The sequence below is a fragment of the Robbsia andropogonis genome (genome assembly GCF_000970345.1).
In the GTDB taxonomy this organism is placed as follows: domain Bacteria; phylum Pseudomonadota; class Gammaproteobacteria; order Burkholderiales; family Burkholderiaceae; genus Robbsia; species Robbsia andropogonis.
In genome coordinates this window covers 127,755-142,202 of sequence record NZ_LAQU01000001.1, presented here as the reverse complement: position 1 = coordinate 142,202, position 14,448 = coordinate 127,755, and the positions used below count along the sequence as shown (strand labels likewise).

The following is a 14,448-nucleotide window of genomic DNA, read 5'->3' as shown; positions in this document are numbered from 1 at the left end:
CACGGTAAAGGGACGGTTTGCAGCTATAATTCAACGCTTTGCACATTGCAACACGTATTCAAGAGGGTATCGGATCATGCCGATCTATGCGTATCGCTGTGAATCCTGCGGTTTCCAGAAAGACGTCCTGCGCAAGATGTCGGATCCGCCATTGACGGATTGCCCGAGCTGCGGCAAGGCCACGTTCCAGAAACAAGTAACGGCGGCCGGGTTCCAATTGAAAGGATCGGGTTGGTACGTGACGGATTTCCGCGACAACGGCAATAAGTCGTCCGGAACCGGGGCCGCGTCCGATGGCGCGGCCGAGGGTGCGGCCGCCACCGGTGGGGACGCCAAGAGCGGCAGCAGTGGGGACACGTCCGGCAGTGCCGCCGCAGTGCCGGCACCTCCGGCTGCGCCGGCCGGCGGTAGCGGTGCGAGCCCGGCCGCGCCGACGTCGAGCGCTGCCTGAGTATTGCCGCGGCCTGCGTTCCAGGGCGGTCGCCACGGAATCGCCGACGGAAAAATCGATGACAACGAAGAAGACGCTAAAAACCTATTTCCTGACCGGTTTGCTGGTCCTGGTGCCGCTGGCGATCACGCTATGGGTGCTGGGTCTGGTCATCGGTACGATGGATCAGACGTTGCTGTTACTGCCCGAGTCGTGGCAGCCGGATGCCTGGCTTGGCGTACACATACCGGGCATCGGGGCGTTGCTGACGCTGGCTTTCATCTTCGTCGTCGGTTTGCTGACGCAGAATTTCATAGGCCAGACGCTGGTCAAGTGGTGGGATTGGTTGTTGCGTCACATTCCGATTGTGGGGCCGCTGTATACGAGCATCAAGCAGGTATCGGACACCTTGCTGTCGAGTAGCGGCAATGCCTTTCGCAAAGCGCTATTGATTGAATATCCGCGTAAAGGGTCTTACACGATCGCGTTCCTGACCGGCGTGCCGGGCGGGGATGTGGCCGACCAGCTGAACGGCGATCATGTCAGCGTCTATGTGCCGACGACGCCGAATCCGACGTCAGGATTTTTCCTGATCGTGCCGCGCGCGGAAGTGATCGAACTTGATATGTCGGTGGATGCGGCATTGAAATACATCGTGTCGATGGGCGTGGTGTCGCCGGTCGGTCCGCCGCGGCGTGTTCCGGAGCCACCGCAGGTCGTCGAGCCGGGCGTCGACACGTCGGGCGAGGCATCGGCAGGTCCGCCGGACGGCGTGCTGAACGGCAAGTCGGCCGAGAGCAACCACGCCGCTTGAAAGAATCACGCGATGCCTGGCGACGGGCGGGTTCTGCCCATCCGTCGCGCTGCGGACCCGCAGCCTTGCGCGCATTGCCATTACTGAATGAATGACAGAGTCAACGATATGACCACTTCGATGAGAACCGAATATTGCGGCCGCGTGGCCGAGCATCTACTGGGACAAACGGTGTCCCTGTGCGGCTGGGTCAGCCGCCGGCGGGATCACGGGGGCGTGATCTTCATCGATTTACGTGACCGTGACGGGCTGGTCCAGGTGGTGTGCGACCCCGACCGCGCGGACATGTTCAAGGTCGCCGAAGGCGTCCGCAATGAATTCTGTGTTCAGGTGAAGGGTCTGGTCCGCCCGCGTCCCGCCGGCACCGAAAATGCCGGATTGACCAGCGGCAAGATCGAAGTGCTTTGTCACGAACTGACCGTATTGAACGCGTCCGTGACACCGCCGTTCCAGCTCGACGATGACAACCTGTCCGAGACCACGCGTCTGACGCATCGGGTATTGGATCTGCGCCGTCCGCAGATGCAGCACAACCTGCGCCTGCGTTATCGCGTGGCGATGGAAGTGCGTAATTACCTGGACCGCCTCGGCTTCATTGATATCGAGACACCGATGTTGACGAAGAGCACGCCGGAAGGCGCCCGCGATTATCTGGTGCCCTCGCGCACCAACGCCGGTCAGTTCTTCGCCTTGCCGCAGTCGCCGCAGTTGTTCAAGCAGTTGCTGATGGTGTCCGGCTTCGATCGCTACTATCAAATCACGAAGTGCTTCCGCGATGAAGACCTGCGAGCGGATCGCCAGCCCGAATTCACGCAGATTGATTGCGAAACGTCGTTCCTGACCGAGCAGGAGATCCGTGACCTGTTCGAGACGATGATCCGTAACGTGTTCAAGAATACGATCGACGTCTCCCTGGCGGACACGTTCCCGGTGATGGCGTACTCGGAAGCGATGCAGCGCTTTGGTTCGGACAAGCCAGATTTGCGCGTGAACCTGGAATTCACGGAACTGACGGATGCGATGACGGACGTCAGCTTCAACGTCTTCAGCAACCCGGCGAATGCGAAGGATGGCCGTGTGGTCGCCCTGCGCGTGCCGGGTGGCGCGGCGCTGTCGCGTGGCGATATCGACGCCTACGGCGAGTTCGTCAAGATCTACGGCGCCAAGGGTCTGGCATGGATCAAGGTCAACGACCTCTCCGCTGGCCGTGATGGTTTGCAAAGCCCGATTGTCAAGAATCTCCATGACGCGGCGGTTGCCGCCATCTTGGCGCGCAGTGGCGCCCAGAACGGTGACATCCTGTTCTTCGGCGCGGACCGGGCCAAGGTCGTCAACGATGCAATCGGTGCGTTGCGCTTGAAGATCGGCCATTCCGAATTCGGCAAGAAGAACGGATTGTTCGAAGCGGGTTGGCGTCCGCTGTGGGTGATCGACTTCCCGATGTTCGAATACGACGACGATAATGGCCGGTGGACGGCTTGCCACCACCCGTTCACTAGTCCGAAAGACGAGCACCTTGATTATCTGGAAACGGACCCGGGTCGTTGCTTGGCAAAGGCGTACGACATGGTGTTGAACGGTTGGGAGATTGGCGGTGGTTCGGTGCGGATCTATCGTGAAGACGTGCAAAGCAAGGTGTTCCGCGCATTGAAGATCAATGCCGAGGAGGCGCAGCTGAAGTTCGGGTTCCTGCTCGACGCGCTGCAATACGGCGCGCCGCCGCATGGTGGTATCGCCTTCGGGCTCGATCGGATCATCACGATGATGGCCGGTGCCGACTCGATCCGTGACGTGATTGCGTTCCCGAAGACGCAGCGCGCCCAGGACTTGTTGACACAGGCACCGAGCGAAGTCGACGAGAAGCAACTGCGCGAGCTGCACATCCGCTTGCGTCAGGAGCAGAAGCCGGCCTGAGTCCGGTGGCACGCATCACGGCGCGACAACGATGCCAGGGTCTGGAGAGCGGCGATGACACAGCGGTCTGCATCATCGGGGGTACCCACGGAGCAGTTGGTGTCGGCGCCGGTGCATGCGCAATCACGACAGCCTGAGCCGCGGGGACCGGCTGGTGCGTCGCCGATGCATGACCGCCCCCCGAAGATTCCCGAGTCGGTGCTCGTGGTGATTCATACCCCGCCCCCCGATATCCAGGTGCTCTTGATCGAGCGCGCGGACTTTCCCGGTTTCTGGCAGTCTGTGACCGGCTCCAAGGACCGGCTGGATGAACCATTGGCCGACACCGCCATCCGCGAGCTGGCGGAGGAGACCGGCATCGTCGTCGGTGGAGACCGGGTCGCACGCAGCGCGCTGCACGACTGGGGGCGCACCATTATCTACGACATCTATCCAGTCTGGCGGCATCGCTATGCGGCTGGTGTGACGACCAATACAGAGCACTGGTTCAGCGTCGAGGTCCCGCGCGACATCCCGATCACTCTCGCGCCGCGTGAGCACACCCACTACGCGTGGTTGCCTCTATCCGATGCGGCAGCGCGCTGCACCTCCCCCTCCAATGCCACCGCGATCCTCGCGCTCCCCGATCATCTCGCCGCGCGCTGAGTCATCGCGCGCGCGTCCCGGTGCGTCGGTGTCTCGTACGCGTCGGCTGCACGGGACATGGCGAAGCTGGCGTGCCACGCGCCTCACCTTCCTCGATTGCCCGGGCGCGACGCTGTTATCGGGCGGCACGATGCTGTTTCCCGCGATGATTCAGGCGATCGATGACGCGCATGAGACGGTACGCCTTGAAACGTATATTTATTGTCATGATGACGCTGGCCGCGCCATCTCCGCCGCGCTTGAGCGTGCGGCACGGCGGGGCGTGATGGTGCAGGTGATTACCGATGGCGTCGGCACCGCCGCGTTACCGTTGATCGCCGCGTGGCCTGCCCAAGGGATACGGCATCGGATTTTCAATCCGCATTGGTTCGGGGCGATGGGCGTGGCCCGTGATCATCGCAAGTTGTGCGTGGTGGATCAACGCGTGGCGTTTGTCGGCGGGATCAATATCGTCGATGATTGGATGAACGAGGGGATGAGGCTCGACGCACCACGGTGGGATTTTGCGGTCGCATTGCGTGGACCGGTTGTCCGTGACGTGACGCTGGCGTTCGACGTGCAATGGCATCGCGTCGATCCTGCGCGGCAACAGGGTTCGCTGTGGCAGCGACTCCGCGCCGCCATGGCCTCGCAACGTGACCGACGTCATTTGCGGCGCGAGCTACGGCGCGAGCGGGCCTTGTTATCGGCTTCCGCACAGGTTTCGTCGCCTCTACCGGGCGCGGCGGAGGGGACCGCCGAGGACAGCGCGCAGAGGATGGTTAATCACGGTGCGCGTGTCGACGATACGTCCGCCACGCATACCGATGCCCACTTGGCACATGGCGAAGGGGGGCGGCCCACCGCCTCGACGCATGCGGCGCAGGTCGCGTTTGTTGCCCGCGACAATCTGTTGAATCGGCGCGCCATCGAGCGCGCCTACCTGCAAGCCATTCGGCAGGCGCGGCGTCAGGTGGTGCTGGCTACGCCGTACTTCACGCCCGGGCGGCGTTTGCGGCGCGCGTTGACCCAGGCGGCACAGCGCGGCGTGGACGTGCGATTGTTGATCGGTCGCAAGGAATTCAGATTGCTCGATTGGGCGGTGCCTGCCTTATATGGCGGTTTCCTCAAGGCCGGCGTGCGCGTGGCGGAGTACGATCAGGCGTTGCTGCACGGCAAGGTGGCGGTGGTCGACGACGTCTGGGCGACGGTAGGGTCCTCCAATCTCGACGCGCTGAGTCTGTTCCTGAACCACGAGGCGAATGTCGTCCTGATGCACGATGCGTTGGCCGTCACGTTGCGCGAGGCAATCGAGAAGGCGTTCGACGCATCGCGTCAGATCGATCCCGGGCGTTTTGCCGCACGAGGGTGGATGACGCGCCTGTTGAATGGGACCGCTTACCTGGCGTACCGTTTCATGATGCGCTTACTGACCGCGGGCCGGTTCGAATGAGCGCCGCGACCCCGCTAGGGTTTCCGGCATGTGGGAGGCGCGTCCCGTACTGCAATGGCGTGACGCGCCGACGTAACAGGACAAACGATGATCCCGGTCGCCAGCCTTCGCTCCGTTTGGTATCCAGGACGGTCCCGAAGTCTGCATTAGAAAGTCATTTCTAATAAATTGCTTGTTTTGCGGAATGGCCGGCGCCAATAATAGTACGGCCGTTCGATTTTTAGAATCGGAAGAGAAGAGCATGCGCAAAGGTGAGCAGACGCGGTCGAAAATTCTCGACGCCGCGCTCCAAATGGCCAGCCGTGAAGGACTGGAAGGCTTGACCATCGGCTCGCTGGCTGAGCGGATGAGTATGAGCAAAAGCGGCGTTTTCGCGCATTTCGGCTCGCGAGAAGACTTGCAGGTGGCGGTGGTGGAGGAATATCACCGCCGTTTCGAGCAGGACGTGTTTTTCCCGAGCCTGGCGGCGCCGCGTGGGTTGCCACGGCTGCGGGCCATGGTGTTTTCCTGGGTCGACAAGCGGATCAAGGAAGAGATCGCCACCGGTTGTATCCTGATCAGTGGACCTGTCGAGTATGACGATCGCGCAGCGGACAGTCCTGTGCGCCAGCATCTGGAGCACAGTGTGATCAGCTGGCGAAAAGCATTGGAGACCGCGATTTTGCAGGCTCAGGAAGAGGGGCATTTGCGGCGGGATGTCGATCCGCAGATGATGTTGTTCGAGTTGTATAGCTTGACGCTAGGCGTGCATCACGACGCCCGGTTCCTGCGACTTCCGAACGCGATTCCGCTTGCGCGGGCCGCGCTCGAGAAGTTGATCGTTTCATATCAGGCATAGCGCGCCGGCGTATCCCTGGCTCCCGTCACCGCTTTGCCGCCCCGCGCGACCGCGCGGACGCGGACAAGACGGCACGGACGGCAAAGGCGGTATTGGCGGCGCGTCGGAGGAGAGACACTCATGGCAGAGTATCGCGCGCCGTTGCGAGATATCCGGTTTGTATTGCATGAACTGCTGGCCGGTGAGCCGGCACGGCAGGCCTTGCCGTCGCACGCGCAAATAGACGCGGACACGATCAATCAATTGCTTGAGGAAGCGGCCAAGTTCTGCGAGGACGTGCTGTTTCCGTTGAACGCGTCCGGCGACCTTGAAGGGTGCGTTTTCGACAAAGGTACCGTCACCACGCCGTCGGGCTTCAAGGCAGCCTACAAGCAATATGTCGAGGGTGGTTGGCCGGCGCTGGCCTGCGACGAGGAATATGGCGGCCAGGGCCTGCCGGTCAGCCTTAACAATACGCTCTATGAGCTGTTGAACGGCGCGAACCAGGCCTGGACGATGTATCCCGGTTTATCGCACGGGGCCTATGAGGCGCTGCGTGCGCATGGTACCGCCGCGCAGAAGACACAGTACTTGCCTAAGCTGACCTCGGGTGAATGGACCGGCACGATGTGCCTGACCGAACCGCAGTGCGGCACCGATCTCGGCATTCTCCGGACCAAGGCGCAACCGGCACCGGATGGCGACGGTTTTTTGATCAGCGGCGAAAAAATCTTCATCTCCAGCGGCGAGCACGATCTCGCCGACAACATTGTCCATCTGGTATTGGCACGGCTGCCTGATGCGCCGGCCGGCACGAAGGGCATCTCGTTATTTGTCGTGCCGAAGTTCCTGTCCGATCCATCCGGCAAGCTGGGCGCACGCAACCCGGTCCGTTGCACCGCGATCGAACACAAGATGGGCATTCATGGCAACGCGACCTGTCAGATTCTGCTGGACGGTGCACGTGGCTGGCTGGTCGGCGAGCCAAATCGGGGCTTGCAGGCGATGTTCGTGATGATGAATACGGCGCGGCTGGGCGTGGGCATGCAGGGACTCGGGCTTACTGAAGCCGCCTATCAACAGTCGCTGGCCTATGCCAGGGAGCGCTTGCAAATGCGCTCGCTCACGGGCATCAAGGCGCCGGACAAGCCTGCCGATCCGATCATCGAACATCCGGACGTACGCCGGTTGCTGTTGACGCAAAGGGCGTACGCGGAAGGCGCCCGCGCGTTCACCAGTTGGCTGGCATTGCAGATCGACGTGATGCACGGTCACCCGGACGCGGCGGTACGCAAGACGGCCGAAGATCACGTGGCGTTGCTGACGCCAATCGCCAAGGCCTTCCTGACGGATAACGCGTTCGAATGCACGAATCATGCGGTACAGGTGTTTGGCGGTCACGGCTATATCCGCGAGACGGGCATCGAGCAGTACGTCCGCGATGCCAGAATCAACATGATCTACGAGGGAACGAATGCGGTGCAGGCGCTTGATCTGCTGGGCCGCAAGATCCTGGGTGACATGGGGATGAAGCTGAGCCAGTTCGGTCAACTTATCATTGGTTTCGTCGAGGCGGAGCAGGCGTCGCCGGAGATGGCGGAGTTCATCAGGCCGCTGGCCTTGCTGGGCGAGGAGGTCAAGAAGTTGACCGCCGAGGTGGGCATGGCGGCGATGCAGAATGCCGACGAAGTGGGGGCAGCCGCCGTGCCATACCTGCGGGTGGTCGGGCATCTTGTGTTCGCCTATTTTTGGGCGCGGATGGCGCGTACGGCATTCGACGCGCTGCAAGGCAAGCATGATGCGTTGACCGATGAAGGCGGCGCGGCGTTCTACCAATCCAAGCTTGCAACTGCCCGGTTCTATTTCGCGAAGCTGCTGCCGGAAGCCCTGACGCAGGTGGCATTGGCGCGCACCGGTGCGGAGCCGATCATGACCGAAGGCACCGCGGCGTTCGGCGCGGACGGTACCGTGACGAAGGCGTTCGATCGCGTCAGCGCATTGTTTGCGCCGTCGGCCGAGACGAAAGGCGCATCCGCCGCCGCGATCGCCACACCGACTTCCGCGACGGGAGCGGGTGGCCCTTCGCGTGCGCTCGCCGACGCGCCGGCGACGACGCCGTTCGTCGCCGCGCAATGGCGTGTGCGCAAGGTCGCGGTATTGGGTGCCGGTGTCATGGGCGCGCAGATCGCCGCGCATCTGGTCAACGCGCGCATTCCCGTGGTGCTGTTCGATCTGGCGACGAAGTCCGACTCGGAGGCCGCCGGAAAGGGCGGCGCCGCGCCGCGTAGCGCGATTGCGCTGCAGGCCATCGAGCGGTTGAAGAAACTGAAGCCGGCGCCATTGGGCAATCCGGCGGACGCGGGCTATTTGCAGGCGGCGAACTACGACGACGATCTCGGTTTGCTGGGCGAGTGCGATCTGGTGATCGAGGCGATTGCCGAGCGCCTGGACTGGAAGCACGACCTGTATCGCAAGGTAGCGCCGGCGTTGGGCGCGCAGACGATTTTCGCGTCGAACACGTCCGGCTTGTCGATCGCCTCGTTGGCACAAGGTCTTGAAGGCGCGGCCGCCTCGTTGGCGGAGCGGTTCTGCGGCGTGCATTTCTTCAACCCGCCGCGGTATATGCATCTGGTCGAGTTGATTGCCACGCCCTCAACGCGTCCAGACATCCTGGAGGCGTTGGAGACGTTCCTGACCGGCGTGGTGGGCAAGGGCGTGGTCCATGCAAAGGACACGCCGAATTTCATCGCCAACCGGGTGGGCGTCTTCTCGATTCTCGCGGTGATCGCGCGCGCCGCGCAGTACAAACTGTCCTTTGATCTGGTGGACGACCTGACCGGCAGTCGTCTGGGACGTGCGAAGTCCGCCACGTTCCGTACTGCCGATGTCGTTGGATTGGACACGATGGGACATGTGATCAAGACGATGCAGGACGGCTTGCGCGATGATCCGTTCGCTGCTCACTATGCCACACCCTCGGTCCTGCGCGCATTGGTCGAGCATGGTGCGCTTGGTCAGAAAACGGGGGCGGGTTTCTATAAGAAGGTGGGCAAGGACATTTTGGTGCTGGACGCGGAAAAAGCGGCAGCTGGCGCCTCGGGTGACGCCGCCTACAAGCCTTCCGGCGCCAAGGCCAGCGATGAGATCAAGCAGATCCTGAAGTTGGCGCCGGCCGAGCGCTTCGCCGCTTTGCGCGATGCCGCCGCGCGCAATGACCCGCAAGCGCAATTTCTGTGGTCGATTTTCAGTGACGTGTTCCATTACGTCGCCGTGCATCTGGAGACGATCGCGGACAACGCCCGCGATGTCGATTTCGCGATTCGCTGGGGCTTTGGCTGGAACGAAGGCCCGTTCGAGTTGTGGCAGGCGGCAGGCTGGCGCCAGGTCGCGCAGTGGGTGCGTGACGATATCGCCGCCGGCAAGTCGTTGTCGTCGGCGCCGTTGCCGGCATGGGTGCTCGACGGCCCCGTGGAGACCCATGGCGGCGTGCATTCGCCGGACGGGTCTTGGTCGCCTGCGCGGAAGCGGTTTGTCCCACGTAGCACGCTGCCGATCTATGCCCGGCAAATCTTCCCGGCACGGGTTTTTGGCACGCAGCGCGATGCCAATGCCGATCCGGCCAAGCGTGGCACCACGGTGTTCGAGAACGCCGGCGCACGGCTATGGGTCGACGATGTGCCGGCTGCGGACGGGTCTTCGAATCCGGACGTGCTGATCCTCTCGTTCCGCTCGAAGATGAATACGATCGGCCCGGACGTCCTGCATGCCATCCGCCACGGCGTTACGCTCGCCGAGGAAAGCTATCGCGGCCTCGTGATCTGGCAGCCGACGTCGCTGACGCTCGGCACGCCGGGCGGGCCGTTCTCGGCGGGCGCGGATCTCGCGTCGGCGATGCCGAAGTTCATGATCGGAGGCGCCGCCGGGGTGGAGCCGTTTATCGCGGAATTCCAGCAGACAATGCAATGCGTGAAGTACGCGCAGGTGCCGGTTGTCGTTGCCTTGTCGGGTATCGCGCTTGGCGGTGGCTGTGAGTTGACGCTGCATGCGGCGCGACGTGTGGCGCACGTGGAGACGTATCTGGGTCTTGTCGAGATTGGCGTGGGCGTCGTGCCGGCGGGCGGTGGTTTGAAGGAAGCGGCCATTGCGGCGGCGCGCGTGGCGGGTCAGTTCGATAGCAAGCGCTATCTCGATTTCCTGACGCCGCGATTCAAGTATGCGGCTACGGCGCAGGTATCCGCATCGGCGCACGAAGCATTGCACATGGGCTATCTGCAGCCGTCGGACCCGATCGTCTTCAATGTCCACGACTTGCTGGGTGCCGGCATTCGCGAGGCGCGGGCGTTGTCGTTGTCCGGGTATCGTCCGCCGTTGCCGAATGTATTGGTGCCGGTGGCGGGACGTTCCGCCGCGGCGACGATTCGTTCGCAATTGGTGAATATGCGTGACGGCGGTTTCATCTCCGCGCATGACGCAGAGATCGCCACCCGTATCGCCGACATCGTGTGCGGTGGCGACGTCGAACCCGGCACGCTGGTCAGCGAACAATGGCTGCTCGATCTGGAGCGCCGTGCGTTCGTCGACCTGCTGGGCACGGCAAAGACGCAGGCACGGATTGCCGGTTTGCTGCAGGGCGGCAAGCCGCCGCGAAACTAACAAGGTGGAGCGAGACGAATGACAACCTTCAATCAACAACGATCGGGCGGCGCGCGCCAGCTGCAGGATGCCTATATCGTCGCGGCAGTCCGCACCCCCATCGGCAAGGCACCACGCGGCGCACTGCGCTTCACCCGGCCTGACGACCTGCTGGTGCATGCATTACGCAGCGCTATCGCACAGGTGCCATCGCTGGACCCGCAAGCGATCGAGGACGCGGTCGTTGGCTGCGCGATGCCGGAAGGCGAACAGGGCTTGAACGTGGCCCGATCGAGTGTGTTGCTGGCGGGCCTCCCGCAACGGGTGGGCGGCATTACGGTCAACCGTTTCTGCGCCTCGGGCTTGAGCGCGCTGGCAATGGCGGCCGATCGGATTCGCGTGGGGGAAGCCGATGTGATGATCGCCGGTGGTGTCGAGTCGATGAGCATGGTGCCCATGACGGGCAACACGCCATCGATCAACCCGCAGGTCTATGTGCGCGATGAGGATGTCGCGATTGCCTACGGCATGGGCTTGACGGCCGAACGGGTGGCCGAGCGCTGGAACGTCAGTCGCGCGGATCAGGATGCGTTCGCGGTGGAGTCGCATCGCCGTGCATTGGCCGCGCAGGCAGCAGGCGCGTTCGAGCGCGAGATCGCGCCGATCGATGTGGTGACCCGGTCCCCGGAATTCGAGGGTGCCACGGTGCGGCTGGATACCCGCGTCCTGCGCGCTGACGAGGGGCCGCGCGCCGATACGTCGCTGGAAGGGCTGGCGAAGTTGAAGACGGTGTTCGCGGCAAAGGGCTCGGTGACCGCCGGCAACAGTTCGCAGATGTCCGACGGCGCGGCCGCGCTGGTGTTGGTATCCGAGCGCGCGTTGAAGCTGTTCAACCTGACGCCGCTGGCACGCTTCGTCGGCTTCTCCGTGCGCGGGGTGGCGCCGGACGTGATGGGTATCGGACCGAAGGAAGCGATTCCCGCGGTATTGCGCGCCACGGGGCTGGCGCAGTCCGATATGGACTGGATCGAGCTGAACGAGGCGTTTGCCGCGCAAGCGCTGGCGGTGATACGGGACCTCGACCTGGACCCGACGCGCGTCAATCCACTCGGCGGCGCCATCGCGCTGGGGCATCCACTCGGGGCGACCGGTGCCGTGCGCGCGGCAACCCTCGTTCACGGCTTGCAGCGGACGAAGCAACGCTACGGGATGATCACCATGTGCGTGGGAACCGGCATGGGCGCCGCCGGCATCCTGGAGCGGGTTTGATGACTACCGGGGAGGAAGGTATCCGCGTCGAGTCCGACGCGGCGTCGGCGGGTGCGGTGCGCGTTTTGCGCTGGCATCGCCCGGCGAAGCGCAACGCGATCAATTTGGCGATGTATCGCGCGATGGCCACGGCGCTGCGCGAGGCAGAAGCCGACGAGACGGTCAAGGTCGTTGTCGTGGCCGGTTCCGAGCATGACGGCACCGCGGCGTTCACCGCGGGCAACGACCTGTCGGACTTCGCTGCCCGGGGTCCATCGAATGGGCCTGATGCCCATCACGCCGTCACCGCCGCGGATGCATCGGACATCACGGTCGGCTTGCAGCCGGTGCTTGCTTTTCTGGATACGTTGAACCGGATGCGCAAGCCGTTGCTGGCGGCCGTACGCGGCCCGGCGGTGGGTATCGGCACGACGATGCTCCTACATTGCGACATTGTATGTGCTGGCGATGATGCGCGATTTGCGCTGCCTTTCACGGCGCTTGGCCTATGTCCTGAAGCGGGCGCCAGCCTGTTGCTGCCGCGACTGGTCGGGTATCAACGCGCCGCCCGGTTGCTGTTGCTGGGCGAACCCTTCGATTCGGCTCAGGCGCTGGCATATGGGGTAGTGAGCGAAGTGCTGCCCGCCGATACCGTGGAAAGCCATGTGCTGGCATTGGCGCGTAAGCTCGCGATGCTGCCCCGGGAGGCGGTGCAGGCAACGAAGGCGCTAATGAAGCCCTGTGAATCGGACGCTCCCGCCGGCGTTGCCTCAACCGCGCGGCAGATCACGATCGAAGCCGATGTGTTTGCCCGGCTGCTCCAGACACCTGCGGCGCAGGAACGCATCCTCGCCGCGAGCGGCGGGAAAGCCAGACGTGCCTGACCAGAAGGCCGCTCAGTCCCGCGCCAGAGTGACGCCGGCCACGGTGGTATAGTCCACGAAGCCGTCATCACGGCAGAAGCTCGCCAGCCGCACGCCGGCCTGGCGGGCGATCCGTACCGCCAACGTGGTGGGCGCGGAAATGGTCGCCAGCATCGGGATCCGCATTCGCGCCGCCTTACGGACCAATTCGTAGCTCCCCCGGCTCGATAGAAACACGAACCCCGACCCGAAATCGACGCGATCGAGCGCCAGTCGCCCGATCAGCTTATCCATGGCGTTATGCCGGCCCACGTCCTCGAATACCGCCAGCAGCGTGCCTTCCGGACTGCACCAGGCGGCGGCGTGTACCCCGCCCGTGCGGTGCATCAAATGCTGATGCGCACGTAATGCGGCCGCCGCACATTGGATCGCGGCGTCGGTCACCATGTCTGCAATCGGGGCCGCCTCGGCGGGCGCCGCGGCATTGGCCGCGTGGCCATGATGACGTGGTCGGCATGCGTCTATCGGCTCCGGATCAAGGTCCAGCAGGTCGAGGCTTTCAACGCCACAAATACCGCAACCGGTCCGGCCGGTCATCGCGCGCCGCTTTTCCTTCAACTTGACAAAGGCCGACTGCAGGATGTCGATGCGGATCTCGGCGCTGTCTTCGTAAAACGTGGTGTCAATGTCGCGGATATCCGCGACGTCGGTGATGATGCCTTCGCTCAGTGAGAAACCGGCCGCGAACGCCTCCAGGTCGCGTGGCGTGGTCATCATGACGGCATGGGAAATACCGTTGTATACCAGCGCGACAGGCCATTCCTCGGCAATATCGTCCCGTGCGGCAACGCTCGCGCCACCGCGATGACGCGCGACGTCCAGCGCGCGCCAGCCCGCGCTCGGGGATGGGTCGCGTTCGCTCGGATCTGATTTGATCATGCTGCCTGTCTCGGGTGCGGGAAGGGCTGGTCGATGGCATGCCATCGACCATACGCTATCATGCAACATTCCCAATCCAGCGGGATAGTGGCCTCGAGCAAGCAATCACTGTACCGCCCAGGCCCCACGGTACAGTGTGGAGTGGGACGATCATGCTATCGTGGGAACATGAACAGCCACCGTCACTCGGATCACCTCGCCGGCGCGCCGCAGCTATTCGCGTTCGAACAGCCATCGTGCGAGGATTTTACGTATATCCCGCTGAGCGTTCGCTTTCACCTGGACCGCTGCGGCTGGCGTTTGTCGCTCGCGCAGTGGCAGGCGTTTCCCCATGCCGACCGGGTGACGCTGGCAACTTTTCCGGTGCTTGCCGATGCGCCCGCCGATGTTGCCGCCGCGCTTGCGCACGAGGGTGCCGCGCCGGACGCGTCGTCCGCGGCATTCGATACCGCGCTCGTGGCCCTGGCCGCGCGACACTTGCGCGAGCCGATCGAACGCACGCCACCGATGCGGCCCATGCCGGGCGACGACGTCACGGCTGTACCCGAGGCCGTATTGGCGCAGTGCGGATTAGCTTCTGTCCCGGAATTGACCTTGCAACAATGGGGCGCGTTGTCGCGATTCCAGCGTTATGCGTTGGAAAAGCTGTCGCGCAAGCCAAAATCCAACCATGATTTCTTGCCCGCGCTACGGGAATTCGGCCTGGCGTGAGTG

Annotated in this window: 11 protein-coding genes and 1 pseudogene; 11 read left to right on the top strand and 1 reads right to left on the bottom strand. The window is 63.4% G+C overall.

Annotated features, from left to right (window positions below; all coding sequences use genetic code 11):
• The first annotated feature begins 76 nt into the window (after nt 1–76).
• The 10 genes and pseudogenes from WM40_RS00640 (at nt 77) to WM40_RS00600 (ending at nt 12,816) form a co-directional block, all read left to right on the top strand.
• Nucleotides 77–451, top strand: coding sequence for an FmdB family zinc ribbon protein (locus WM40_RS00640; RefSeq protein WP_024902600.1), 375 nt, complete (start codon nt 77–79; stop codon nt 449–451).
• 58 nt (nt 452–509) lie between these two features.
• Nucleotides 510–1,244, top strand: a complete 735-nt coding sequence (locus WM40_RS00635) for a DUF502 domain-containing protein (protein ID WP_024902601.1) — start codon at nt 510–512, stop codon at nt 1,242–1,244.
• Between the two features lie 108 nt (nt 1,245–1,352).
• Nucleotides 1,353–3,158 carry an aspartate--tRNA ligase gene (aspS, locus tag WM40_RS00630; protein WP_046151979.1) on the top strand — a complete coding sequence of 602 codons (1,806 nt, stop codon included), beginning with the start codon at nt 1,353–1,355 and terminating at the stop codon, nt 3,156–3,158.
• A gap of 165 nt (nt 3,159–3,323) precedes the next feature.
• Nucleotides 3,324–3,803, top strand: a complete 480-nt coding sequence (gene nudB, locus WM40_RS00625; protein ID WP_024902603.1) for a dihydroneopterin triphosphate diphosphatase — start codon at nt 3,324–3,326, stop codon at nt 3,801–3,803.
• Nucleotides 3,804–3,831: 28 nt separating this feature from the next.
• Nucleotides 3,832–5,235, top strand: a complete 1,404-nt coding sequence (locus WM40_RS00620) for a phospholipase D-like domain-containing protein (protein WP_046151978.1) — start codon at nt 3,832–3,834, stop codon at nt 5,233–5,235.
• A gap of 241 nt (nt 5,236–5,476) precedes the next feature.
• Nucleotides 5,477–6,073 (top strand): TetR/AcrR family transcriptional regulator, encoded by a 597-nt coding sequence (locus WM40_RS00615; RefSeq protein ID WP_024902605.1) that lies wholly within the window; start codon nt 5,477–5,479, stop codon nt 6,071–6,073.
• 120 nt (nt 6,074–6,193) lie between these two features.
• A pseudogene (locus WM40_RS29800) lies at nt 6,194–7,924 on the top strand (acyl-CoA dehydrogenase C-terminal domain-containing protein); the annotation flags it as partial.
• A 267-nt stretch (nt 7,925–8,191) separates the two neighbouring features.
• Complete coding sequence (locus tag WM40_RS00610; protein ID WP_036008532.1) at nt 8,192–10,705, top strand: 3-hydroxyacyl-CoA dehydrogenase/enoyl-CoA hydratase family protein; 2,514 nt, start codon at nt 8,192–8,194, stop codon at nt 10,703–10,705.
• Between the two features lie 18 nt (nt 10,706–10,723).
• A complete protein-coding gene (locus WM40_RS00605) occupies nt 10,724–11,953 on the top strand; it encodes an acetyl-CoA C-acyltransferase (protein WP_024902607.1) in 1,230 nt (409 codons plus the stop codon).
• The gene (locus tag WM40_RS00600; RefSeq protein ID WP_046151860.1) at nt 11,953–12,816 is read left to right on the top strand and encodes an enoyl-CoA hydratase-related protein; all 864 of its coding nucleotides are present in this window, start codon (nt 11,953–11,955) and stop codon (nt 12,814–12,816) included. Before WM40_RS00605 ends, WM40_RS00600 begins: the two co-directional genes overlap by 1 nt.
• Nucleotides 12,817–12,828: 12 nt before the next feature.
• On the opposite strand, the gene WM40_RS00595 is transcribed toward WM40_RS00600, so the two are convergent.
• Entirely contained in the window at nt 12,829–13,734 is a 906-nt protein-coding gene (locus WM40_RS00595; RefSeq protein WP_024902609.1) for a formate dehydrogenase accessory sulfurtransferase FdhD, read from the bottom strand.
• 168 nt (nt 13,735–13,902) lie between these two features.
• Between WM40_RS00595 and WM40_RS00590 the strand changes: the two genes are divergently transcribed.
• Nucleotides 13,903–14,445, top strand: coding sequence for a nitrate reductase associated protein (locus WM40_RS00590; RefSeq protein ID WP_024902610.1), 543 nt, complete (start codon nt 13,903–13,905; stop codon nt 14,443–14,445).
• The last annotated feature ends 3 nt before the right edge of the window (nt 14,446–14,448 follow it).